General features: G+C 65.3%; 18 protein-coding genes and 2 pseudogenes. 11 read left to right on the forward strand and 9 right to left on the reverse strand.

Going from position 1 to position 22,787, the window contains the following annotated elements; translation table 11 throughout:
- Positions 1-20 precede the first annotated feature (20 nt).
- The 8 genes and pseudogenes from DEM25_RS12025 to DEM25_RS12060 all read left to right on the forward strand — a co-directional run bounded on the left by DEM25_RS12025 (position 21) and on the right by DEM25_RS12060 (position 10,443).
- Positions 21-1,691: a ribonuclease J gene (locus tag DEM25_RS12025; protein ID WP_109765989.1), complete on the forward strand. Its 1,671-nt coding sequence runs from the start codon at positions 21-23 to the stop codon at positions 1,689-1,691.
- Between the two features lie 9 nt (positions 1,692-1,700).
- Positions 1,701-2,040, forward strand: a pseudogene (locus tag DEM25_RS12030) (VOC family protein).
- Positions 2,040-2,318, forward strand: a complete 279-nt coding sequence (locus DEM25_RS12035; RefSeq protein WP_109765991.1) for a DUF1467 family protein — start codon at positions 2,040-2,042, stop codon at positions 2,316-2,318. The pseudogene DEM25_RS12030 and the gene DEM25_RS12035 overlap by 1 nt, the downstream one beginning before the upstream one ends.
- 408 nt (positions 2,319-2,726) lie before the next feature.
- Positions 2,727-4,052 carry a proline--tRNA ligase gene (proS, locus tag DEM25_RS12040; protein WP_109765992.1) on the forward strand — a complete coding sequence of 442 codons (1,326 nt, stop codon included), beginning with the start codon at positions 2,727-2,729 and terminating at the stop codon, positions 4,050-4,052.
- A gap of 98 nt (positions 4,053-4,150) precedes the next feature.
- On the forward strand, positions 4,151-5,377 hold the full coding sequence (locus DEM25_RS12045) for a lipoprotein-releasing ABC transporter permease subunit (RefSeq protein ID WP_109766171.1): 1,227 nt from the start codon (positions 4,151-4,153) through the stop codon (positions 5,375-5,377).
- Positions 5,374-6,066 carry an ABC transporter ATP-binding protein gene (locus DEM25_RS12050; protein WP_109765993.1) on the forward strand — a complete coding sequence of 231 codons (693 nt, stop codon included), beginning with the start codon at positions 5,374-5,376 and terminating at the stop codon, positions 6,064-6,066. The genes DEM25_RS12045 and DEM25_RS12050 overlap by 4 nt, the downstream gene beginning before the upstream one ends.
- 341 nt (positions 6,067-6,407) lie before the next feature.
- Positions 6,408-9,914, forward strand: coding sequence for a DNA polymerase III subunit alpha (gene dnaE / locus DEM25_RS12055; protein WP_109766172.1), 3,507 nt, complete (start codon positions 6,408-6,410; stop codon positions 9,912-9,914).
- 7 nt (positions 9,915-9,921) lie between these two features.
- On the forward strand, positions 9,922-10,443 hold the full coding sequence (locus DEM25_RS12060) for a GNAT family N-acetyltransferase (protein WP_158585254.1): 522 nt from the start codon (positions 9,922-9,924) through the stop codon (positions 10,441-10,443).
- Here the strand turns inward: DEM25_RS12060 and DEM25_RS12065 are convergent.
- Positions 10,416-11,345 carry a LysR family transcriptional regulator gene (locus DEM25_RS12065; protein ID WP_109765995.1) on the reverse strand — a complete coding sequence of 310 codons (930 nt, stop codon included), beginning with the start codon at positions 11,343-11,345 and terminating at the stop codon, positions 10,416-10,418. The genes DEM25_RS12060 and DEM25_RS12065 overlap by 28 nt on opposite strands.
- Positions 11,346-11,436: 91 nt before the next feature.
- Here DEM25_RS12065 and DEM25_RS12070 point away from each other — a divergent pair, with 91 nt between their 5' ends.
- On the forward strand, positions 11,437-12,210 hold the full coding sequence (locus DEM25_RS12070) for an SDR family oxidoreductase (RefSeq protein WP_109765996.1): 774 nt from the start codon (positions 11,437-11,439) through the stop codon (positions 12,208-12,210).
- Positions 12,211-12,221: 11 nt separating this feature from the next.
- Here DEM25_RS12070 and DEM25_RS12075 read toward each other — a convergent pair whose 3' ends face one another.
- The 3 genes from DEM25_RS12075 to DEM25_RS12085 form a co-directional block, all read right to left on the reverse strand.
- On the reverse strand, positions 12,222-12,698 hold the full coding sequence (locus DEM25_RS12075) for a YaiI/YqxD family protein (protein ID WP_109766173.1): 477 nt from the start codon (positions 12,696-12,698) through the stop codon (positions 12,222-12,224).
- 73 nt (positions 12,699-12,771) lie between these two features.
- On the reverse strand, positions 12,772-14,076 hold the full coding sequence (locus tag DEM25_RS12080; protein ID WP_109766174.1) for a DNA polymerase IV: 1,305 nt from the start codon (positions 14,074-14,076) through the stop codon (positions 12,772-12,774).
- 50 nt (positions 14,077-14,126) lie between these two features.
- Positions 14,127-14,453 (reverse strand): DUF3572 domain-containing protein, encoded by a 327-nt coding sequence (locus DEM25_RS12085; protein WP_245412890.1) that lies wholly within the window; start codon positions 14,451-14,453, stop codon positions 14,127-14,129.
- A 114-nt stretch (positions 14,454-14,567) separates the two neighbouring features.
- Between DEM25_RS12085 and DEM25_RS12090 the strand changes: the two genes are divergently transcribed.
- Together DEM25_RS12090 and DEM25_RS12095 are read left to right on the forward strand one after the other, a co-directional pair.
- Complete coding sequence (locus tag DEM25_RS12090; RefSeq protein ID WP_109766176.1) at positions 14,568-14,939, forward strand: response regulator; 372 nt, start codon at positions 14,568-14,570, stop codon at positions 14,937-14,939.
- A 35-nt stretch (positions 14,940-14,974) separates the two neighbouring features.
- Positions 14,975-16,351: a PleD family two-component system response regulator gene (locus tag DEM25_RS12095; protein WP_109765997.1), complete on the forward strand. Its 1,377-nt coding sequence runs from the start codon at positions 14,975-14,977 to the stop codon at positions 16,349-16,351.
- A gap of 101 nt (positions 16,352-16,452) precedes the next feature.
- Here DEM25_RS12095 and rpmG read toward each other — a convergent pair whose 3' ends face one another.
- The 5 genes and pseudogenes from rpmG to topA form a co-directional block, all read right to left on the reverse strand.
- Positions 16,453-16,620 (reverse strand): 50S ribosomal protein L33, encoded by a 168-nt coding sequence (rpmG, locus tag DEM25_RS12100; protein WP_109765998.1) that lies wholly within the window; start codon positions 16,618-16,620, stop codon positions 16,453-16,455.
- Positions 16,621-16,745: 125 nt separating this feature from the next.
- Entirely contained in the window at positions 16,746-17,393 is a 648-nt protein-coding gene (locus DEM25_RS12105) for an NUDIX hydrolase (RefSeq protein WP_158585255.1), read from the reverse strand.
- Positions 17,394-17,401: 8 nt separating this feature from the next.
- Positions 17,402-17,857, reverse strand: coding sequence for a DUF983 domain-containing protein (locus DEM25_RS12110; RefSeq protein WP_109766000.1), 456 nt, complete (start codon positions 17,855-17,857; stop codon positions 17,402-17,404).
- A 16-nt stretch (positions 17,858-17,873) separates the two neighbouring features.
- Positions 17,874-19,974, reverse strand: a pseudogene (locus DEM25_RS12115) (ribonuclease R family protein).
- 29 nt (positions 19,975-20,003) lie between these two features.
- Positions 20,004-22,655, reverse strand: a complete 2,652-nt coding sequence (gene topA / locus DEM25_RS12120) for a type I DNA topoisomerase (RefSeq protein WP_109766177.1) — start codon at positions 22,653-22,655, stop codon at positions 20,004-20,006.
- Positions 22,656-22,787 lie beyond the last annotated feature (132 nt).

A 22,787-nucleotide genomic window follows, 5' to 3' on the forward strand; every position in this document is an offset into this window, starting at 1 on the left:
CTTGGCGGCAAAGGAACTACATGACTGAATTGGTATTTGTACCCCTGGGCGGTGTCGGCGAGATCGGCATGAACTTCGCCCTTTACGGCTATGGGCCGAAGGAACGCCGGCAATGGCTGATCGTCGACTGTGGCGTCACCTTTCCGGGTCCTGACCTGCCGGGCGTCGACCTGGTCCTGCCGGACATCCGTTTCATCGAGGCCGAGCGCAAGAACCTCGCCGGCATCGTCATCACCCACGCACACGAGGACCATTACGGCGCGCTGCTCGCGCTGTATGAAAAGCTCTCGCCCGACGGCGCCATGCCTGTTCACATGACGCCGTTCGGCGCCGGCATGCTGGAGGCAAAGGCGCAGGGTGAACATGGCGCGCCGAAAATTCCGGTTGAAATCTACGATGGCGGCCAGCGCTTCACGATCGGCCCGTTCGAGATCGAGGCGATCGCCGTGACCCATTCCATCCCCGAACCGGTATCGCTCGCCATCCGGACGCCGGCGGGCATGGTGCTGCACACCGGCGACTGGAAGAACGACACCGACCCGGCGCTTGGCCCGCTGACCGACGAGCCACGGTTCCGCGCGCTCGGCGACGAAGGCTTGCTGGCGCTGGTCTGCGATTCCACCAACGCGATGCGCGAAGGCGAATCGCCGTCGGAGCGGCAGGTCTCCGAAGGCCTCGCGGAGGTCATCACCAACGCCTCGGGCCGCGTCGCGGTGACGACCTTTTCGTCCAATGTCGGCCGCATCAAGTCGATCGCCGAGGCGGCGCAGACCGCCGGACGCCGCGTGCTGCTGATGGGTCGTTCGATGAAGCGCGTCGTCGATGTCGCGACCGACCTTGGCTACATGGAGGGGCTCGATCCGTTTCTCGGCGAGGACGAGTTCGGCCATATTCCCCGCAACCAGGTCGTGATCATCCTGACCGGCTCGCAGGGCGAGCCGCGTGCGGCGCTGGCCAAGCTCGGCCGCGACGAGATGCGCGATGTGAAGCTGACCGCCGGCGATACGGTCGTCTATTCCTCGCGCACCATCCCCGGAAACGAGAAGGCGATCCTGGAGACCAAGAACCGGCTGATCGACATGGGCATCGAGGTGATCGAGGACACGGACGCGCTGGTGCACGTTTCGGGTCACCCGCGCCGCAACGAACTGCGGCAGATGTACAAATGGACGCGGCCGAAGATCGGTGTCCCGGTCCATGGCGAGGCGGCCCATCTGGCGGCCCACGCCAAACTGATGCGCGAGGAGGGCATTGCCGACGTCATGGACGCGCGCAATGGCGACATGGTGAGGCTGGCACCCGGCGCGCCGGAAATCATCGACGATGTGCCGCACGGACAGATCTTCAAGGACGGCAAGATCATCGGCGACGATGATGCGGTTGGTGTCAATGACCGGCGCCGCCTGTCGTTTGCCGGTCATGTTTCGGTCTCGGTCATTCTGGACCGCAAGCAGGAAATTGCCGCCGAACCGCAGGTCGTCGCCATTGGCCTGCCGCGAGCCGACGCCCATGGCGAGGATCTCGAAGACATCCTGTTCGAGGCGGTTGTCGGTGCGGTTGAAAGCATGCCGCGCGGGCGCCGCAAGGACCTCGACGCTGTCGAGGACGCGGTGGGCCGTGCCGTGCGCGCAGCCGCCCGCAACGCCTGGGGCAAAAAGCCGCTCGTGACGGTGCTGGTCGACCGGGTGTAGGGAAGGGCCATGATCGGACGTTTGAACCATGTGGCCATCGCCGTGCCGGATCTGGCGGCAGCGGTGCGCAAATACCGCGACACGCTCGGAGCGACCGTCTCCGAGNGAGCCTTTGGGCGAGGGCTCGCCTGTGGCCGCGTTCATCGAGCGCAATCCGGCCGGCGGCATCCATCACATGTGCTATGAGGTCACCGACATCATCGCCGCTCGCGACCGGCTTTCGGCGCAGGGCGTGCGGGTGCTCGGCGACGGAGAACCGAAGATCGGCGCGCACGGCAATCCGGTGCTGTTTCTGCACCCCAAGGATTTCGACGGCACGCTGATCGAACTGGAAGAGGTGTCCGGCTGATGGGCTGGCTTTCGGCGGTCGCCATCTTCTTCATCATCTGGTGGGTGACGCTGTTTGCCGTGCTGCCCATCGGCGTGCGCTCGCAGGCCGAGGCCGGCCATGTCGAACCGGGCACGGAAGCCGGCGCGCCGGTCGCGCCGCGCATCGGCTTCAAGCTGTTGCTGACGACCGCCATCGCAATCGCCGTGTTCGCGGTCTTCTATTTTTTGACGGTCGTCATGGGCTGGAGCGTCGACGATCTGCCGCGCATCGTGCCGGACTACAGTTCGCGGGATTGACCGGTGGGCGTTTTCGCGCCGCCACAAGCAAAATGGCAGGACCGAAGTCCTGCCATTTCAAAACGGGTGATTTTCGTCCTCTTCCGCAGGGGAAGCGGCAGCTCCAAGAGCGCCAGAAAATCGGTTCCTCCCAAGACCTTGACCCGTTTCCGACCACGAGCGGCAAGCCGCCCTGCAGTCGAGGCCGGAAGCTAGCAACAGCGATGGCGCTTGTCACCCGTAAATTCAGGCTAACTTTTGATCCAAACGTCATAAATCGCGCCCTTTGCCTCCGTTGCGGACAAATTCGGGCCGCTTTCCCTTGAGCCTTTGCATTCGGTACCGCCCGGTCTAGAAGGTCCGCACGCGGGCCTTACGCTTGACTGATTCCGCGGCTTACATGCCGCCCTGCCTGAAGCCGGAACCTCCATGCGCCTTTCCAGATACTTTCTGCCGATCCTGAAGGAAAACCCCAAGGAAGCCGAGATCATCTCGCACCGGCTGATGCTGCGCGCCGGCATGATCCGCCAGCAGGCCGCCGGCATCTATTCGTGGCTGCCGCTGGGCAAGAAGGTGCTCGAGCGCATCAACGATATCGTGCGCGAGGAACAGAACCGCGCCGGCGCCATCGAGATCATGATGCCGACCATCCAGCCCGCCGATCTGTGGCGCGAAAGCGGGCGTTATGACGATTACGGCCAGGAGATGCTGCGCATTACCGACCGGCACGAGCGCGACATGCTGTACGGGCCGACCAACGAGGAAATGGTCACCGACATCTTCCGGTCCTACGTGCGCTCCTACAAGGATTTGCCGCTGAACCTCTACCACATCCAGTGGAAGTTCCGCGACGAGGTGCGTCCGCGCTTCGGCGTCATGCGCGGCCGTGAGTTCCTGATGAAGGATGCCTATTCGTTCGATCTCGATTACGAGGGCGCCAAGGCGGCCTACAACCGCATGTTCGTCGCCTATCTGCGCACCTTCGAGCGCCTCGGCCTCAAATCGATCCCGATGCGCGCCGACACGGGTCCGATCGGCGGCGACCTCAGCCACGAATTCATCATCCTGGCCGAGACCGGCGAATCGGAGGTCTTCTGCCAGAAGGCGTTCATGGACATGGGTGTGCCCGGAGAGGATGTCGACTTCGGCGACGACGGCGCCATCGCGGCGATCGTCGATCGGTGGACGACGCCCTATGCGGCGACCGACGAGATGCATGACGAGGCCGCATGGGCCGGCATCGCGGAGAGCGACAAGGTCTCCGCGCGCGGCATCGAAGTCGGCCACATCTTCCATTTCGGCACAAAGTACTCCGAGCCCTTGGGCGCGACGGTCGCGGGCCCTGACGGCAAGGATGTGCCGGTCTCGATGGGCTCCTATGGCATCGGGCCCTCGCGCCTGATCGGTGCGATCATCGAAGCCTCGCACGACGACAATGGCATCATCTGGCCGAAAAGCGTCGCACCCTTCGGCGCGGTGATCATCAACATGAAGCCTGGCGATGCCGATTGCGACGACTGGTCGGAGCGTGCCTACGGCGCCCTGGTCAATGCCGGCATCGATCCGCTCCTGGACGATACCGACCAGCGACCGGGCGCAAAATTCGCCACCGCCGACCTGATCGGCTTGCCATGGCAGATCGTCATCGGCCCGCGTGGCGTCAAATCCGGTGTGGTCGAACTCAAGGACCGCGCGACCGGCGAAAAGCATGAACTCGATCTCGACGCCGCGATCGCCCGCGTTTCGGAGGCCTGATCGCGGTGCGCGCCACAACGCCTGAAGCGACCGAGACACAAGCGGCCGGCAACGGCCGCACGGACGGATCCGCCGGACCGTTCTCGGCCTTCGAGCGCATGATCGCCTGGCGCTATCTGCGGCCCCGCAAGAAGGAGGCAGCGGTCTCCATCGTCACGATCATCTCGTTGGTCGGCGTGACGCTGGGCGTCGCCGCGCTGATCATCGTCATGGCGGTGATGAACGGCTTCCGCGCCGAACTTCTCGACCGCATCTTGGGGCTGAACGGCCATGTCATCGTGCAGCCGATCGAGCGCCCGCTCGACGACTATGACGCAGTCGCGGCCCGCATCACCGCCGTCGATGGCGTCACGCTGGCCGTGCCGCTGATCGAGGGGCAGACGCTGGCATCGGGCAATGTCGGCGCCGGCACGGGCGCGCTGGTGCGCGGCGTGCGCGCCGAAGACTTTTCGCGCCTTGAATCGATTTCCGGCAATCTGACCGAAGGATCGCTCGTGCCGTTCGCGGCGGGTGAGGGCGTCGTTATCGGCATCCGCATGGCGCGCAATCTCGGCCTGATCGCCGGCGACCGGATCACGCTCGTTTCGCCCGACGGCGATGTGACGCCGTTCGGCACGACGCCGCGCGTCAAGTCCTATCCGGTGGCGGCCATCTTCGAGATGGGCATGAGCGAATATGACGGTTCGATCATCTTCATGCCGTTCGAGGAAGCCCAGCTTTATTTCAACTCCGAAGGCGTCGCCCAACTGATCGAGATCTTCATCGACGATCCCGACGCGGTCGACGCCTACCGGCCGCTGATCGAGGAGGCCGGCGACCGGCCGATGTTCCTGGTCGACTGGCGCCAGCGCAACTCAGCGTTCTTCTCGGCGCTGGTGATCGAGCGCAACGCCATGTTCCTGATCCTGTCGATCGTCGTCCTTGTCGCTTCGCTCAACATCATCTCCAGCCTGATCATGCTGGTGAAGGAAAAGGGCAGGGGCATCGCCATCCTGCGCACCATGGGTGCCAGCCAGTCGTCGATCCTGCGCATCTTCATCATGGCCGGCACGGGCGTCGGCGTCGTCGGCACCGCCGCGGGCGTGCTGCTCGGCGTGATCGTGTGCTGGAACATTCAGGGCATTCAGCGCTTCATGAACTGGGTGTCCGGCGCCGAGGTCTGGGACCCGACGATCCGCTTCCTCAGTGAGATACCGGCCCGCTTGAACCCCGGCGAGACGCTGGCCGTCGTTTTGCTGTCGCTGGCCCTGTCGTTCCTTGCCGCGATCATCCCGGCCCGCCGGGCCGCCAAGCTCGATCCCGTCGAAGCGCTGAGGTATGAATGATGGCCGATCCGGTGCTGAAGCTGGAAGCCGTCGAGCGCGCCTATGAAGAGGCCGGCCATACGCTCGAAGTGCTGCGCGGCGCCGACCTTTCGCTGAAGCCCGGCGAAATGGTCGCGCTGGTCGCCCCGTCCGGCGCCGGCAAATCGACGCTGCTGCACACCGCCGGCCTGCTGGAGCGGCCCGATGGCGGCGAAGTGTACCTGTCCGGCCAACCCTGCGGCTCGCTCAGCGACCGCGAGCGCACCGCCCGCCGCCGCAACGACATCGGCTATGTCTACCAGTTCCACCATTTGCTGCCGGAATTCTCGGCGCTCGAGAACGTCATGATCCCGCAAATGATTCGCGGCCTTGCCCGCCGCGAGGCGGAGACGCGGGCGCGCGAACTGCTCGACTATATGCGCATCGGCCCGCGCGCCGCCCACCGGCCCGCCGAGCTGTCGGGCGGCGAGCAGCAGCGCGTCGCCATCGCCCGCGCCGTCGCCAATGCGCCGCTGGTGCTTCTGGCCGACGAGCCGACGGGCAATCTCGATCCCGAGACGTCGTCCTACGTGTTCGAGGCACTCGAAGCCTTGGTGCGCCAGTCCGGGCTGGCGGCGCTGTTCGCCACGCACAACCATACGCTGGCCCGCCGGATGGACCGGATCGTCACCATGGACGAAGGCCGGCTGGTGCCCTTCGCCGCCGCCTGAGCGTCCCGGCACCCTTCACGCTTTGATAACCATCGGACTGCCCCGTGCAGTGGCCACCATTATGGACCCTTTACAAGCGAGCAGAAAGAGAACATGATAAGAACATAAAGGGAATAGGAGTGAATAATGCCGGAACTTGCACGCGATTTTGCCGCCTTCTTTTCGATCGCTTCCTTCGTGGCGACACTCGCCCTGATGATTGGATATCTGTGAGCCGAGCGGCCTGAACATCGGGGATTTCGCCGCACGTCTCTGGACTCTCGCCGGCCCGCAAATGACGATGGATCGTCCGCTTGGCAAAGGCGCGCGATTCCGCGCGGAAGCGGCAGGGAGAAGACGGTTTGGCACCTCAGGACCCAGCGGGCGGCGCATCGCTCATCGAGCCCGGTTTCGTTCATCTGCGCGTCCACTCGGCCTATTCGCTGCTTGAAGGCGCGCTCAAGCTGCCGCGTGTCATCGATTGGGCAAAAGACAATGGCGCCCCGGCCATTGCCGTCACCGACACCGCCAACCTGTTCGGCGCGCTTGAATTCGCGCAGAAGGCTTCGGCAGCCGGCGTCCAGCCCATCATCGGGTGCCAGTTGCCGATCCGGTTCGATGGCGAGGGCGACGATGAGCGCGGGCAGGGACGGGGCGGCAAGGGCATGACGACCGACGCGGCGATCGTGCTGCTGGCGGCCAACGAGACCGGCTACCGCAACCTCGTCGAACTGGTCAGCCGCGCCTATCTCGACGAAGACGATCTCGATTGCGTGCGCATCCATGATGGCTGGCTGGCTCAACGCGCCGAAGGAATCATCTGCCTGACCGGCGGGCCGTCGGGGCCCGTCGGCAGCGCCCTTGCCGACGGGCATGGCAGGCTGGCCGAACAGCGTCTCGTCACTTTGAGGACCTTGTTCGGCGACCGGCTTTATGTCGAACTGCAGCGGCACGGATCGTGGGACCGTGCCCTTGAGGCACGGACGGTGGAACTGGCCTACCGCCATCATCTGCCGCTGGTTGGGACCAACGAGGCGTTCTTTCTGAACCGCGCGGACTTCGAGGCCCATGACGCGCTGATCGCCATCGCCGATGGCGCGCTCTTGTCGATGGACGACAGACGCCGATTGACGCCCGACCATTGGCTCAAGCCGGCGGCTGACATGATCCGGCTGTTTTCGGACCTGCCCGAGGCGACCGCCAACACGGTCGAGATCGCGCGGCGCTGTTCCTGGTTCCCGCGCAAGATCGATCCGATCCTGCCGCGCTTTGCCGCCGTGCTCGACGGCGCGACCGCCGCCGAGGCGGAAAAGGCCGAGGCGGACGAATTGCGCCGGCAGGCGATCGAGGGCCTGAACGCGCGCCTCGAACATCAGGGGATGGCCGATGGCTATACCCGCGAAGACTATGACAAGCGGCTCGATCACGAACTGTCGATCATCGAGGGGATGAAGTTCCCCGGCTACTTCCTGATCGTTGCCGACTTCATCAAATGGGCCAAGGCCAGGGACATTCCCGTCGGTCCGGGCCGCGGCTCGGGCGCGGGTTCGCTCGTTGCATGGGCGCTGACCATCACCGACATCGACCCGTTGCGTTTTTCGCTCCTGTTCGAGCGCTTCCTCAATCCCGATCGCGTGTCGATGCCGGACTTCGACATCGACTTCTGCCAAGAACGGCGTGACGAGGTGATCCGCTACGTCCAGGACAAGTATGGCCGCGATCAGGTCGCCCAGATCATCACGTTCGGAACGCTGCAGGCGCGCGCCGTGCTGCGTGACGTGGGTCGCGTGCTGGAGATGCCCTATGGCCAGGTGGACCGGCTGTGCAAGCTCGTGCCCAACAATCCGGCCAATCCGACGACGCTCGCCAAGGCCATAGAGGGCGAAGCCAAGTTCGCCGAAGAGCGCGAGCGCGAACCGATCGTCGGCCAGTTGCTCGACATGTCGCTCAAGCTCGAAGGGCTTTACCGGCACGCCTCGACCCATGCGGCGGGCATCGTCATCGGCGACCGGCCACTGTCGCAACTCGTTCCGCTCTACCGCGATCCGCGCTCGGACATGCCGGTCACCCAGTTCAATATGAAATGGGTCGAGGATGCGGGACTGGTCAAGTTCGACTTTCTCGGTCTGAAGACGCTGACGGTGCTCGAGACGGCGGTGAAGCTGCTGGCGCGGCGCGGTGTGACGATCGACCTGTCGGCGCTGCCGCTCGACGACCGGCCCACCTACGAGATGATGGCGCGCGGCGAGACGGTCGGCGTCTTCCAGGTGGAAAGCCCGGGCATGCGCAAAGCGCTGGTCGGCATGAAGCCGGACCGCATCGAGGACATCATCGCGCTGGTCGCGCTCTACCGGCCCGGCCCGATGGACAACATCCCCACCTACAATGCCCGCAAGCATGGCGACGAACAGATCGCCTCGATCCACGAGAAGATCGACCATCTGGTCGAGGAGACGCAAGGCGTCATCGTTTATCAGGAACAGGTGATGGAGATCGCCCAGGTCCTGGCCGGCTATTCGCTCGGTGAAGCGGACCTTTTGCGCCGTGCCATGGGCAAGAAGATCCGCGTCGAGATGGACAAGCAGCGCGTGCGCTTCGTCGACGGCGCCGTCGAGCGCGGCGTCTCCAGGCCGCAGGCCGACTTCATCTTCGATCTGCTGGCCAAGTTCGCCGATTACGGCTTCAACAAGTCGCACGCGGCCGCGTACGCGATGGTCGCCTACCAGACCGCCTATCTGAAGGCGCATTATCCGGTCGAGTTCCTCGCCGCGTCGATGACCTTCGACATGGCCAACACCGAAAAGCTCAACGATTTCCGGCGCGACGCGCTGCGGCTCGGCATCGAGGTCACGCCGCCATCGGTGCAGACCTCGCACCGGATGTTTGAAGTGGGCGAGAACCGCATCTTCTGGGCGCTGGCGGCGATCAAGGGCGTCGGCGAGGCGGCGGTCGATCACATCGTCGCCGTGCGTCCCGAGGGCGGTTTTGACAGCCTTGAGGATTTCGCCCGGCGCATCGATCCCAGGATCGTCGGCAAGCGCGTCTTCGAGGCGCTGATCGATGCCGGCGCGCTCGATTGTTTCGGCCATGATCGTGCCGCACTTTCCGCCGGGCTCGAAAGGATCATCGGCCTGTCGCAGCGCGTTGCCGAAGAAGCGGCGAGCGGGCAGGGCGACATTTTCGGGTCGATGGAAGCGGTGCAGCCCGAACGGCTGGCGCTACCGACGGATGCGCAATGGTCCGACGCCGAAAAGCTGATGCGCGAACTGCGTGCCATCGGTTTTTACTTCTCCGCCCATCCGCTGGACGCCTACCAGCCGATTCTCGAAAAGATGCGCGTGCAAACGCATGCCGACTTCGCCATCGCGATCAAGCGCGGCGCCGAGGCAGGCCGGCTGGCGGGCACGGTGGCGGCCCGGCAGGTTCGACGCACACGCACCGGCAACAAGATGGGCATCGTCACCCTGTCCGACGCCACCGGCCAGTATGAGGTGGTGATGTTCTCGGAGATGCTCGACCAGTATGGCGACATGGCCGAGGTCGGAAAGAGTTTCGTCCTGACGGTCACCGTGCGCGAGCGCGAGGACGGCTCGGTCTCGCTGATGCTGACCTCGATGAGCACGCTCGACGAGCAGGCCGGCGCCGATGCGGCCCATGTGCTGCGCGTCTTCATGCGCGATGCGGAACCCGCCAAATCGGTGGCGCGCCATCTGCGCCAGAAGGGGCCGAGCCCGGTTTCGCTGATCCTCATCAAGCCCGATGGTGCGGGTGAGGTCGAGATCGAGCTGCCGGGTCAGTATGCGGTCACAGGGCCCGTTGCCAGCGCGATCAAATCCGTGCCGGGCGTGGTCGACGTCGAACTTGTCTGAGCCATTCATGGTTCCTCCAATCCGGTTCGCCACCGAACGGCTGGACGTGTCTCCATGGGATGAGCTTCTCGATGACGCCGGGGCACGGCCCGGCTTCGTCGCCACACTGATCGACCTGCTGGCCCCCGAGGTGACCCGCTACCTGCCGCCGGCGTGGCAGATCGAACGCAAGCCCGAAGACATGGATGGCTGGATCGCCGCGCGGCGCGCGGCGAGCGCAGTCGCCTGTGTGAATGAACGCCAAGGCGGCGCGCTTGCCGGCCTGTTGGTGACCAGGCCGGGGTCCGAGGATGATGCGCTGATCGTTGGCTATCTGTTCGGCACCGCATATTGGCAACGCGGCTTTGCCACCGAACTGGTTCGCGGCGTCATCGGATGGGCAACCCAAAACGGCTACGCGCGCCTCGAGGCGGGCGTCGTCTCCGAAAACGCAGCCTCCGCTGCCGTGCTGGTCAAGACCGGTTTCACACGGGCCGGCGTCACCGGCGATGGCGTGGATGCCTATCGCCTCGACATCGGCTCCGGATGAAGGCCGCGCGCAGCCCTCTCGCGCAGGAATGCAATCATCGCCCTGGTCTTGAGCGGCAGATGCGCGCGGCTCGGATAAATCAGCCAGGCCGCCGTGTCGAAGCTGGTGGCCGTCACCTCATGGTCGGCGAACAGGTCGATGGCGCCTCCCGAAGCGAGCGGCCCGCTGACCAGCCAGTCCGGCAGAAGCGCCGGGCCGAGGCCCGCCAGCATGGCATCGGCCATGGCGCGCGGGTTGGAAAAGGAAAGGTTGCCCTTGAGGGGCACCTCGATGACGGGGTCGCCGGCGCCTCTCCGGAACAGCCAGCGGTCGCTGAAGGGAGAAAGCGTCAGGCGCAGGCAATCAAGTTCGCCGAGCGCCTCGGGGCGGTCGGGCCGGCCGTGGACGGCGATCCAGGACGGGGTGGCGGCAACATGATAGCGCGTGGGCATCAGCCGGGTGCAGATGACATCTGCCTGGACACGCGGGGCAAGGCGAACAGCCAGATCGATCCGCTCTGCGGCGAGATCGGCATTGTCGTCGCTCAGGATCAGTTCAACAGACAGATCGGCAAAACGCGCACGAATCTCCGCGAGCAGCGGCACAAGGACGATCTGGCCGAACGAGACGGACGCGCCGAGCCGCAGGGTGCCCGTAACCGCATCGCCCGCTTCCGAGAGCCGGGCGCGGGCGCCCTCGAGCCCATCGATGGCATCTTGTGCCGCCGTCAGGAACAGCCGGCCAGCCTCGGTCAGGGCCAGGCTGCGCGTGCTGCGGTGGAAAAGGCGCGCGCCGAGCTCGGTCTCCAGGCCGGCAACTGCGCGCGACACGGCCGACGGGTCGCAGCCATGCGCCCGCGCTGCCGCCGCAAAGCTGCCGAGCCGTGCCACATCGCAGAAAAGCGTCAGGTTCCGAAGGTCCATTCATGCACATTATGCATGAACCAGGTGCGCCGCCACCGCTTTCGGCAGCCGGCGCCTTGTGGCAGAAAAGCATGGTCACAGGAGACAGGACATGGATCAGCTTGCCAGTCAGACAGCCATCGTAACCGGTGCCTCGCGCGGTATCGGCGAAGCCGCCGCGCGCGAACTGGCCAAGGCGGGCATGAATGTCGTGCTTGCGGCGCGGACGGCCGACGACATCGAACGAGTTGCGGCCGGGATCGCCGAAGATGGCGGCACGGCGCTGGCCCTTGTCTGCGACGTGGCGCGTCACGCCTCGGTCGAAGCGTTGGTGGAGCGGACGGTCGAGACCTTTGGCGGCGTCGATGTACTGGTCAACAATGCCGGTGTTATCAATCCCATAGCGCGGCTTGCGGAATCCGATCCTGAAGCGTGGGGCAATGCCGTCGACATCAATCTCAAGGGTGTCTATCACGGTGTTCGCGCGGTCCTGCCGGCCATGGTCGAGAACGGCTCGGGAACCATCATCAACCTGTCGTCGGGCGCCGCCTACGGTCCGATGGAGGGTTGGAGCCACTACTGCGCGACCAAGGCCGCGGTTCTGATGCTGACCCGGGCGGTTGACAAGGAGTATCGCGACCGGGGCATTCGGGCGGTCGGGCTGAGCCCGGGAACCGTGGCGACGCAGATGCAGGTCGACATCAAGGCATCGGGCATCAATCCGGTCTCGCAGATGGACCCGTCCGTGCACGCGCCGCCCGAATGGATCGGCCGCGCCATCGGCTGGCTGGCGGGCGAGGGGGCCGACAATTATCTCGGCGACGACCTTCAATTGCGCTCAGACGCAGACGCCCGCACCGCAATCGGGCTGCCGCCGGCCGCCTGAGGCAGCCGGCGCTATTGCGGCTTGAGAAGCCGCCGCAGCGAGGCGTCCATCACCTGCAGGAAACGCGAGCGGTCGGCCCTGGTGAACGGCGCCGGCCCGCCGATCTGCTCGCCACCGGCCCTCAGGTCCGCCATGATCGCCCGTGTCGCCACCGCCGCGCCGATCGAATTTTCCGTGAAGGCCGTCCCCTTGGGCGAAAGGGCGGCGGCGCCTGCCTTAAGGCATCGCTCCGCCAGGAGTATGTCGGCGGTGATCACCAGAGCCTGCCCGTGCGCGTGCTCGACGATCCAGTCGTCGGCAGCGTCGAACCCGTCGGAGACGATCACGCGGCTGATCAGCGGATCGTCGGGAATGCGGATGAAGCTGTTGGCAACGATCGTCACCGCAACCGCGTAGCGCTCGGCGACCCGATAAACCTCGTCCTTGACCGGACAGGCGTCGGCATCGACGAGGATCAGCGGTGCGGGCGGTTCGGGGTCCTGGCTCATGCGCCGCCTTATCGGCCTGCCGGCATCCAGGTGCAACCGCAAACGGGCCCGAGCGGTTCGGCGGCAAACGGGCTCAGCCGTCCCGCTGCGGACGGCCGCGATGACCGGTCCCGAACGTGTAGCCGGTTTCCACGGCGCGATCGCCGAACTTGCCGCGCAACGCGTCGATCGCCCGCTCGGCCTTTGCGCGCCGCGTTGCTTCGATATCGACCAGATCGTCCGGATCGGCGAGTGCGGGATGGGCGAAGTCGGCGACGCCAACGCCCAGAAGCCGGTACTGCGTGCCGTCCAGCTCGTTTTCCAGAAGCGGCAATGCCGCGCGGAAGATGCGGTCGGCCAGTTGCGTCGGATCGGAAAGCTGTCGGTTGCGCGTCTTGGACCGGAATTCGCGGTCCTTGAGCTTGAGCGTCACCGTCTTGCCGGCCAGGCCCTTGGCCTTGAGGCGCGCCGAGACCTTTTCGGTCAGCGACCGCAGCACCGGGACCAGCGTCGCCGCATCCCCGTGATCGTCGTTGAACGTCGTCTCGTGGCTGATCGACTTGGCGCCCCCGCGCGGCTCCACATGGCGCGTATCGTGGCCGCGCGACAGATGAAAAAGCCGTCGGCCCATCACGCCATAGCGCTTCATCAGCGCGGTTTCGTCCATCGACTGCAACTGGCCGATCCGGGTGATGCCGTCCCTTTCCAGCTTTGCGGCGAACGCCTTGCCGACGCCCCAGATCAGCGTCACCTTCTGGCGGGCGAGAAAATCGAGCGCCTCGGCCTCTCCGATCACCGAAAAGCCGCGCGGCTTTTCAAGGTCCGAGGCGACCTTGGCCAGAAACTTGCAATAGGACAGGCCGACGGACACCGAGATGCCGATCTCGTCTTCCACACGCCGCGCAAAGCGTGCCAGCGTGCGTGCGGGCGTGTCCTTGTGAAGGCGTTCGGTGCCCGTCAGGTCGAGAAACGCCTCGTCGATCGAAAGCGGTTCGACCAGCGGCGTCAGCTCTTCCATCATCGCCCGCACCTGCCGGCCGACGGCGGCATATTTCGCCATGTCCGGCTTGATCACCACCGCGTCCGGACACGCTTTCAGCGCCTTGAACATCGGCATGGCCGACTTCACGCCATGGATGCGGGCGATGTAGCAGGCCGTTGAAACGACTCCTCTTTTGCCGCCGCCGATGATGACTGGCCGGTCGCGCAGCTCCGGCCGGTCGCGCTTTTCGACCGCCGCATAGAAGGCGTCGCAATCCACATGGCCGATCGACAGCCGGGACAGTTCGTCATGGCGCGCCATGCGCGGACTGCCGCACGCCAGACAACGGCGCTCGGAACCGGTTGCCGGCGCCAGGCAGTCGCGGCAGAAGGCGCTTGAAACGTCGGCTTCATTCATCGCTTGAACATAGCACGAACAGGCGCCGCCGACGAAGGCGCGCAATGGTGTCAGAGGACATCGCCGGGACCAGGCACCGCGCCGCCCGACAGCCGCAGGCCGGCTTCCTGCACCCGGGCCGGGTCCAGCCCGTTATCGTCGCAAAAGCGCATCAGCGTCGGCTCGTGGGCGAGGAGGAAGTCGAGAACGCCGGCAAGAAAGCCCGGTTCGGTGGCCGCTTGCCGGATCTGAACCGGCTCGATGCCGCTCAGCGCGCAGAACCGGCTCATCATCTCGCCGTCGGCGGCAATCCAGGACAGGGCGGCAATGGCGACCGACGCGGCGTCGGCGTTCATCGCGCCATTTTCATCGGTTGCCGGCATCTGCGGTTTTCTCATCGCCGCCTTCGCTCTTTTTCAATCATCTGGCGCTATAGCCAAACGCGGACAAGCCCGGGCACAATGCGCCGCAAGGCGATTCTCGCACCGCCCGACCGCCGGATGGGGATGGACATGGCCAAGACCGTCATGATCGTAGAAGACAATGAGCTCAATATGAAGCTCTTCCGCGATATCATCGAGGCCAGCGGCTATGAGACCGTGCGCACGCGCAACGGCCTGGAGGCGCTCGATCTGGCGCGCGCCCATCGGCCCGACCTGATCCTGATGGACATCCAGTTGCCCGAAGTGTCGGGTCTTGAGGTCACCAAATGGCTCAAGGCGGACGACGACCTGCATACCATTCCGGTGATCGCGGTGACCGCCTTTGCGATGAAGGGCGACGAGGAACGCATCCGCCAGGGCGGGTGCGAGGGCTATATGTCCAAACCGATTTCGGTTCCTAAGTTTATCGAAACGATTAAGTCCTATCTTGGCGAGGCTTGAGCGCACCGCGCTCGCCCGTTCGGGATGGAAGACACATGACCGCACGCATTCTCGTCGTCGACGACAACCAGCTCAATCTGGACCTCCTGAACGCGCGTCTGACGATGGAGTATTACGAGGTGCTGACGGCGATGAACGGCGCCGAGGCGCTGGACACGCTCGAACGCGAGAACATCGACATCGTCCTCCTGGACGTCATGATGCCCGGCATTGACGGGTTCGAGGTCTGCCAGCGGATCAAGGCCAATCCGGCGACGATGGACATTCCGGTCGTCATGGTCACCGCGCTCGACCAGATGGAAGACCGGGTGCGCGGCCTTCAGGCTGGCGCCGACGATTTTCTGACCAAGCCGGTCAACGAGATGCAGCTTCTGGCTCGCGTCAAGAGCCTGGTGCGCCTGAAGATGCTGACCGACGAGCTGCGCCTGCGCGCGCACACAACGCGCGACATCGCGATCGAGGAACTGCTGCGCAATCAGGGCAAGGCCGGCCACGAGCCTGCCGAGGTGTTGCTGATTGACGAGCGCATCTCGGTCTTCGAGCGGTTTTCCGGAATCATGCGCGGTGCGGCCCGGCTGCACCATGTCAACGACCCCAAGGCGGGTGTTCAGGCGGCCGCCGAAGGACGGTTCGACTGCGCAATCATATCCGCCGACTTTTCCGATTTCGATCCGCTGCGCGTCATTTCCCAGCTTCGCTCGCTTGACCGGACACGCTTCCTGCCGATCATCCTGTCCAGCGATATAGAGAACGACACGCTGATTGCCCGCGCGCTCGAACTGGGCGTCAACGATTATGTGGTCCGGCCGGTCGATCCCAACGAGTTCGTCGCGCGCCTGAAGACGCAGGTGCGCCGCAAGGCCTATCATGACGGGCTGCGGTCCAACGTCGCCGAATCGATTGAACTGGCGGTCACCGACGGTCTGACCGGCCTGCACAATCGCCGCTATCTTGACACCCACCTGGAAACGCTCGTGGAACGGGCGCACAAGCGCGGCCGCGCTTTGTCGCTTCTGATCACCGACATCGACCATTTCAAGGCGGTCAACGACACCCATGGCCATGACGGGGGCGATGAGGTGCTGCGCGAGTTCGCGCGCCGGCTGCGCAACCAGGTGCGCGGCATGGATCTGGTGTGCCGCTATGGCGGCGAGGAGTTCGTCATCGTCATGCCGGACACGCCGGCGCTGATGGCCGCCGAGATCGCCGAGCGGCTGCGGTTCGACATCGCGGATACGCCATTCGGGCTGGGCGAGGGCTGCATGGAAATCGCGGTGACGGCATCGCTCGGGGTCGCGACGCTCGACAGCGATGCCGGCGAAACCGCGGCGAACCTGATCAAGAAGGCCGACACCGCGCTCTACGAGGCCAAGGCCGGCGGCCGCAACCGGGTCGTGGCCAAGGCCGCCTGACGCGCACGGGGTTTTCCATCATGGCCCAAGCAAAACCGCCGGGGCAGCGCCGCCGGCGGTTCGCGTGATGCCGCAAGGGCCGATCGGTGAAGGCGGGCGCCTTACTTGATCTTGGCTTCCTTGAACTCGACGTGCTTTTTGGCGACCGGGTCGTACTTCCGCTTGACCATCTTCTCGGTCATGGTGCGGCTGTTCTTCTTGGTCACGTAGTAAAAGCCCGTATCGGCTGTCGATTGCAGCTTGATCTTGATGGTTGTGGCCTTGGCCATGGTCGATGCGCCTTGTGATCGGTACGGTACGGTCGGACAAAAAATAGCCGGCGCGCGCAAAGGGCCGCTCCGGCGTTGCGATGCAGATGACCCATCGGGCCCGGAAAGTCAAGCGCTTGTCCCGGTCAGGGGAACCAGCCGGTCGCCGGATATTCGATGATGCGCCGGCCGTTGCGCACCCGGTAACACGGCACCGGCGGATCGGTTGCGAGCGGCGGATCGTCGGCCAGCCGCGCGGTCGCGATGCGCATCACTTCGGCTGTGATCGCATGCAGCCGTTCACCGTGATCCGTGTCGGCGCGGTACCAGCCGATCGCCGACAGTTCGCCGTCTGTTCCTTCGAACCGCACCTGGCCGCGGTCGACGACGGCGAGGAAGAAGCGGGTGTCGTAGCGGCGCACCTGGCCGGGCGGCGTGATCGCCCGCGCAATGTAGCGCAGCGGCGTCAAAAGGGCCCTGCTTTCAAGAACAAGACCGGTTTCCTCCCCGGTCTCGCGCATCGCGCAGGCGGCAAAGGCGGTGGCGCGGCTGTCGCTCGCGCCGGTGCCCAGTTCGTTGCGAAGCCAGGCCATGTCGGCATCGGGGACGACCGGCGGAACGGGTAAATGGCTGTCGGCCTTTTCCACCCGTCCGCCCGGAAAGACACGGTTGTGCGCCATGAAGACGTGTCCGCCCGATCGCTCGCCCATCAAGAACGCCGGTGCGCCATCCGAAAGGTCCGCCAGAAGCAGCGAAGCGGCGTTGCGCGGACGAAGGTGGGGACGGCCGGACATGCGTGCCTTCAGCCGTGCTGTGCCGGATCGATGTCGGGATCGGCGACACCGTCCTCGGTGCCGCCGAATCCGTGCATCCGGTTGGCCCATTGGAGGCCGATCACCGCACCCTTGATCGGCGGGATCAGCGCGAACGCCAGGATCAGGGTGAGGGGAATCCAGACCGCAAAATGCAGCCAGGAAGGCCAGTCGGTGACCCGTTCGACCATCAGAAAGCCCGCAACGACGACATGGCCGACGATGAAGACGTTCAGATAGGCGGGCAGATCGTCGGCGCGATGATGATGCATGGCCTCGCCGCAGGTCGAACACGCATCGACGGATTTGGCATAGGAAGCAAACAGCGCGCCCTCGCCGCATTGCGGGCAGCGGGATTTGAGGCCGCGCCCGATGGCGCGCCACAGCGGCCGCCGCGGCTCGTGTCCGGTGCCGCCGAAAATGTGCGTGTCCATCGTCTGGCTCATCTGGTGTCCGAAGCTCCTATCGGCGTCTGCGGCCCCGGTTGCCGGCCTTGCGCGCCATCTGCTTGCCGCGTCCCTTGTGGCGCGATGTCATCGACATGCCCAGATCGCGCGGTTCGCTCTCCATGTCAAAGCGGATCGCGCCCGCCATCGCCTGCACTTCGGCCAGCCGCACCTCGACGCGATCGCCCAACCGGTAGCCGGCGCCGCTGCGTTCGCCGACCATGGCGTGCAGCGCCTCGTCATGGCGATAATAGTCCTCGCCCAGTTTCGAGGCGGGAATGAACCCGTCCGCGCCGAGCCCGTCAAGGGTGACGAAGAGGCCCGCGCCCGCCATGCCGGAGACGCGCGCATCGAACGTGTCGCCGACACGGTCGGCCAGATGTTCGGCGATCAGCCGGTCGACCGTGTCGCGCTCCGCACTGACCGCGCGGCGCTCGGCCGACGAGATAAGGCCGGCGATCTCGCGCAGCCGGTCGATCTCCATTTCGGGCAGTTCGTCGCCGCCATCGCCAAGGCCCAACGCCCCGATCAGCGCGCGGTGCACGATCAGGTCCGCATAGCGCCGGATTGGTGAGGTGAAATGGGCATAGCGTTTCAGGTTCAGGCCGAAATGGCCGATATTGTCTGGCGAATATTCGGCCTGGCTCTGCGAGCGCAGCACCACGCCATGCACAAGCGGCGAATGGTCCGTGTCCTCGACCCGGGACAGGATCGCGTTGAAGGCGGACGGCCGCAATTGCGCGCCGCGGGCCAGCGGGATGTCCAGCGTCTTGAGGAACTCGCGCAGCGCCTCCTGCTTGGCGAGCGCAGGCGCGTCATGGATGCGGAAGACCAGCGCCTGCTTCTTCTTTTCCACCGTTTCTGCGGCCGCGACATTGGCCTGGATCATGNAAAAGGATCTTGCGTTCGGGAATGTCCAGTTCGAGCGGCTCGCGGTTTCGCCTGCCTTTCAGCAGGCATGCATAGGCGGCCCAGAGCGGTTTGAGGATCGTGTCCAGGACCGGTTTGGCGATGGCGTCCGGCGCGCCGTCGATGGCCTGCTGCGCCTGTTCGTAGGAGAGTTTGGCGTGGCTCCGCATCATGATGCGGTGGAAGGAGTGGGACTTCTTGTGTCCCGAGGCGTCGAACACCATGCGCACTGCCATGGCCGGCCGGTCTTCCTTCTCCCGCAATGAGCACAGATCGTTGGAGATGCGCTCGGGCAGCATCGGCACGACGCGGTCGGGGAAATAGACCGAGTTGCCGCGCTTTTGCGCTTCCCGGTCGAGCGCCGAGCCGGGCCGGACGAAATGGGCGACATCGGCGATGGCCACGGTGACGATATGGCCGCCCGGATTGGACGGATCGTCGTCCGGCATGCCGTGCACCGCATCGTCATGATCCTTGGCCGTTGCCGGGTCGATCGTGATCAGCGGCACGTCGCGCCAGTCCTCGCGCGGCGGCTCGATCCCGGGCCGTTTCGCCGCCTCGGCTTCGGCCAGCACTTCTTCGGGGAAGATATGCGGGATGCCGTGCGCATGAATGGCGATCATCGACACCGCCTTCTCGCTTTTCAGCGAGCCGATCACCTCGAGCACCTTCCCCTTGGCGAGGCCATGCCGGCCGGAGCGCGTCTCCGAGACCTCGACCAGATCGCCGGGCCTGGCGTCGCCCAGGTCGGCCTTGTCGATTTCCAGTTCGTTTTGCTTGCGCTCGGTCGGCTCGATCCGGTAGCCGCCCTTGTCGGTGCGGCGCACGACGCCGAGGATCGCTGCCTTCTTCCTTTCGAGGCGCTTGATGACGCGGCCCTGATAGCTGCCGTCGCCGGCCTGTTCGCCGATCCGCGTCAGCACGCGGTCGCCGACGCCCGGCAGGATGATCTTCGCGCGGCCCTTTTTCGGCGCAGAGATGGTCACGAGCGGCAGCGCGCCGCGTTCCTCGTCCCATTCGGCCGGCCGCGCGATCAGCCCGCCATCGGCGTCGCGGCCGGTCACTTCGAGCACCATCACCGGGGGCAGGGTGCCGGGCGCCGCAAGGCGCTTGCCGCGTTTTTCGACGAGCCCTTCCTCTTCCAGTTCGCGCAGCAAATGTTTCAGCGCCACGCGCGCGTCGCCTTTCAGGCCGAACGCGCGGGCAATGTCGCGNGCCGCCTCCGCCGCGCGGCGGTTTACTCATCTGCAGCCGCCGAGGCGGCGGTCTTGGCCTTGCCGGCGGGTTTCTTCTTCGGCGCCGGCTTCTTTTTGGCCGCGGTCTTCTTCTTGGCGCCCGACGGGCCGGCCACCTTCTTGCCCGCCTTTTCGGCGCGCGCGGCGATCAGTTCGACGGCCTTCGCCAAATCGACGCTCATCGGATCGGTGCCCTTGGGGATCGTCGCATTGATCTTGCCGTGCTTCACGTAAGGGCCATAGCGCCCGTCATGCACGGTGATCGGCCCGCCCACTTCCGGATGTTCGCCCAGTTCATTCAAAGCCGCCGGGGCCGACCGTCCGCGCCCGCCGCCCTTGGCGGCTTTTTCGGCGATCACGGTGACGGCATGGTTCAGCCCGATCGTGAAGACGTCCTCGACGCTTTCGAGGTTGGCATAGGTCCCGTCATGCAGGACGAACGGGCCGTAGCGTCCGATGCCGGCCGAGATCATCTTGCCCGTTTCGGGATGCGCGCCGACATCGCGTGGCAGAGCCAGCAGCGCCAGCGCCTTTTCATGATCGATCTCTTCGGGCTTCCAGCCCTTGGGCAGGCTGGAGCGCTTGGCCTCCTTGCCTTCGCCGCGCTGGACGTAAGGCCCGAACCGGCCGGTGCGCAGCGTGATGTCCTCTTCGGTGAACGGGTCCTTGCCGAGCACTTTCGGCCCGTCGGCGAACGCGTCGGCATCGCCATTGCCTTCCTGGCCGAGCTGGCGCGTGAAACTGCATTCGGGATAGTTTGAGCAACCGACGAACGAGCCGAACTTGCCGAGCTTCAGGCTGAGTTTGCCGGTCCCGCATTTGGGGCAGATGCGCGGGTCCGATCCGTCCTCGCGCGCCGGGAAGACGAGCGGTTCGAGCCGCTCGTTGAGCGCGTCGAGCACGTCCGTGATGCGCAATTCCCTGGTCTCATCCACATGGGCCGAGAACTCGCGCCAGAAATCGCGCAACACGTCCTTCCAGGCCAGCTTGCCGTCGGAGATCAGGTCGAGCTTCTCTTCCAGCGAAGCGGTGAAATCGAACTCGACATAGCGCTCGAAGAAATCCTGCAGGAACGCCGTGACGAGCCGTCCCTTGGGTTCAGGCACCAATGCGCGCTTTTCAAGCCGCACATAATCACGGTCCTTCAGGGTCGAGACGGTCGCCGAATAGGTGGACGGCCGGCCGATGCCGATCTCTTCCATCTTCTTGATCAGCGAGGCCTCCGAATAGCGCGGCGGCGGCTCGGTGAAGTGCTGGGTCGCCTCGATCGAGTCGCGTGCGCAAGCCTCGCCCTGCCGCATGGCGGGCAGGCGCTTGTCGTCGTCGCCATTGTCGTCGTCGGCGCGCTTTGAATCGTCCTTGTGCTCTGTATAGGCGGCAAAGAAGCCCTCGAACTGGACCACCGAACCGGTCGCGCGCAGTTGCGCCTGCTTGCCATCGCCTGCCGCGGTGATCTCGACGGTGGTCCGTTCCAGCCGCGCCGACTCCATCTGGCTGGCGATGCCGCGCTTCCAGATCAGATCGTAAAGCTTGAACTGCTCGTCCGTCAGCGTGCTGCGAATGTCGTCCGGCGCGCGGTCGAAATCGGTCGGCCGCACTGCCTCGTGTGCTTCCTGCGCGTTCTTTGCCTTGGAGGAATAGTGCCGGGGCTTGTCGGGCACGAATTCGCCGCCGAACCGGCTGCCGATCGCCGCGCGGGCGCCATCGATGGCTTCTGGCGCCATCTGCACGCCGTCGGTCCGCATATAGGTGATCAGGCCCGCCGTTTCGCTGCCCAAATCGACGCCCTCATAGAGTTTCTGGGCGATCTGCATGGTTCGCGCCGGCGCAAAGCCGAGCTTTGCCGAGGCTGCCTGCTGCAGCGTCGAGGTGGTGAAGGGCGGCGGCGGGTTGCGGCGGACGGGCTTGGCCTCGACCGATGTGACCGAGAAGGCCGATGCCTCGAGCATGGCCTTTATGGTGTTCGCCGTTTCGCCGTCGCGCACGCCCATCTTGGTCAGCTTTTCGCCGTCGAACCCGGTCAGGCGGGCAACGAACGGCGCATCGGCCGCCGTCTTGAGATTGGCCAGGATCGACCAGTATTCCTCGGGCTTGAACTGTTCGATCTCGGTTTCCCGGTCGCAGACAAGACGCAGCGCCACCGACTGCACCCGCCCGGCGGAGCGTGCACCGGGCAGCTTCCGCCAAAGGACGGGAGAGAGCGTGAAGCCGACAAGATAGTCGAGCGCGCGCCGCGCCAGATATGCGTCGACCAGCGGCCCGTCGATCTCGCGCGGGTTGGCAATCGCATCGAGCACCGCCGCCTTGGTGATCGCGTTGAAGACGACCCGCTTGACCGGCTTGTCCTTGATCGCCTTTTTCTTGTTGAGCACTTCCAGCACGTGCCAGGAGATCGCCTCGCCCTCGCGGTCGGGGTCGGTCGCGAGAATAAGGCCGTCGGCCGACTTAACGGCGGCGGCGATCTCGTTGAGCCGCTTGTTGGACGCCGTGTCGACCTGCCATGACATGGCGAAGTCTTCGTCGGGCTTGACCGAACCGTCCTTGGCCGGCAGGTCGCGCACATGGCCGAACGAGGCCAGCACCTTGTAGCCGGACCCCAGATATTTGTTGATGGTTTTCGCCTTGGCGGGCGATTCGACGACGACGACTTCCATGGATGATCCATTCCGGAAAAAGGCCAGCGCGCAGGGCGCGGCGGGCATGGACATGGCGGCATGAAGGCGCCGGGTCAAGGGCGGACGCGGCGTTTTGTATCTCCCGACGGCCTGTCGGCGTGCGGGAAAATA

It is taken from the genome of Oceaniradius stylonematis (assembly GCF_003149475.2).
GTDB lineage: Bacteria > Pseudomonadota > Alphaproteobacteria > Rhizobiales > Rhizobiaceae > Roseitalea > Roseitalea stylonematis.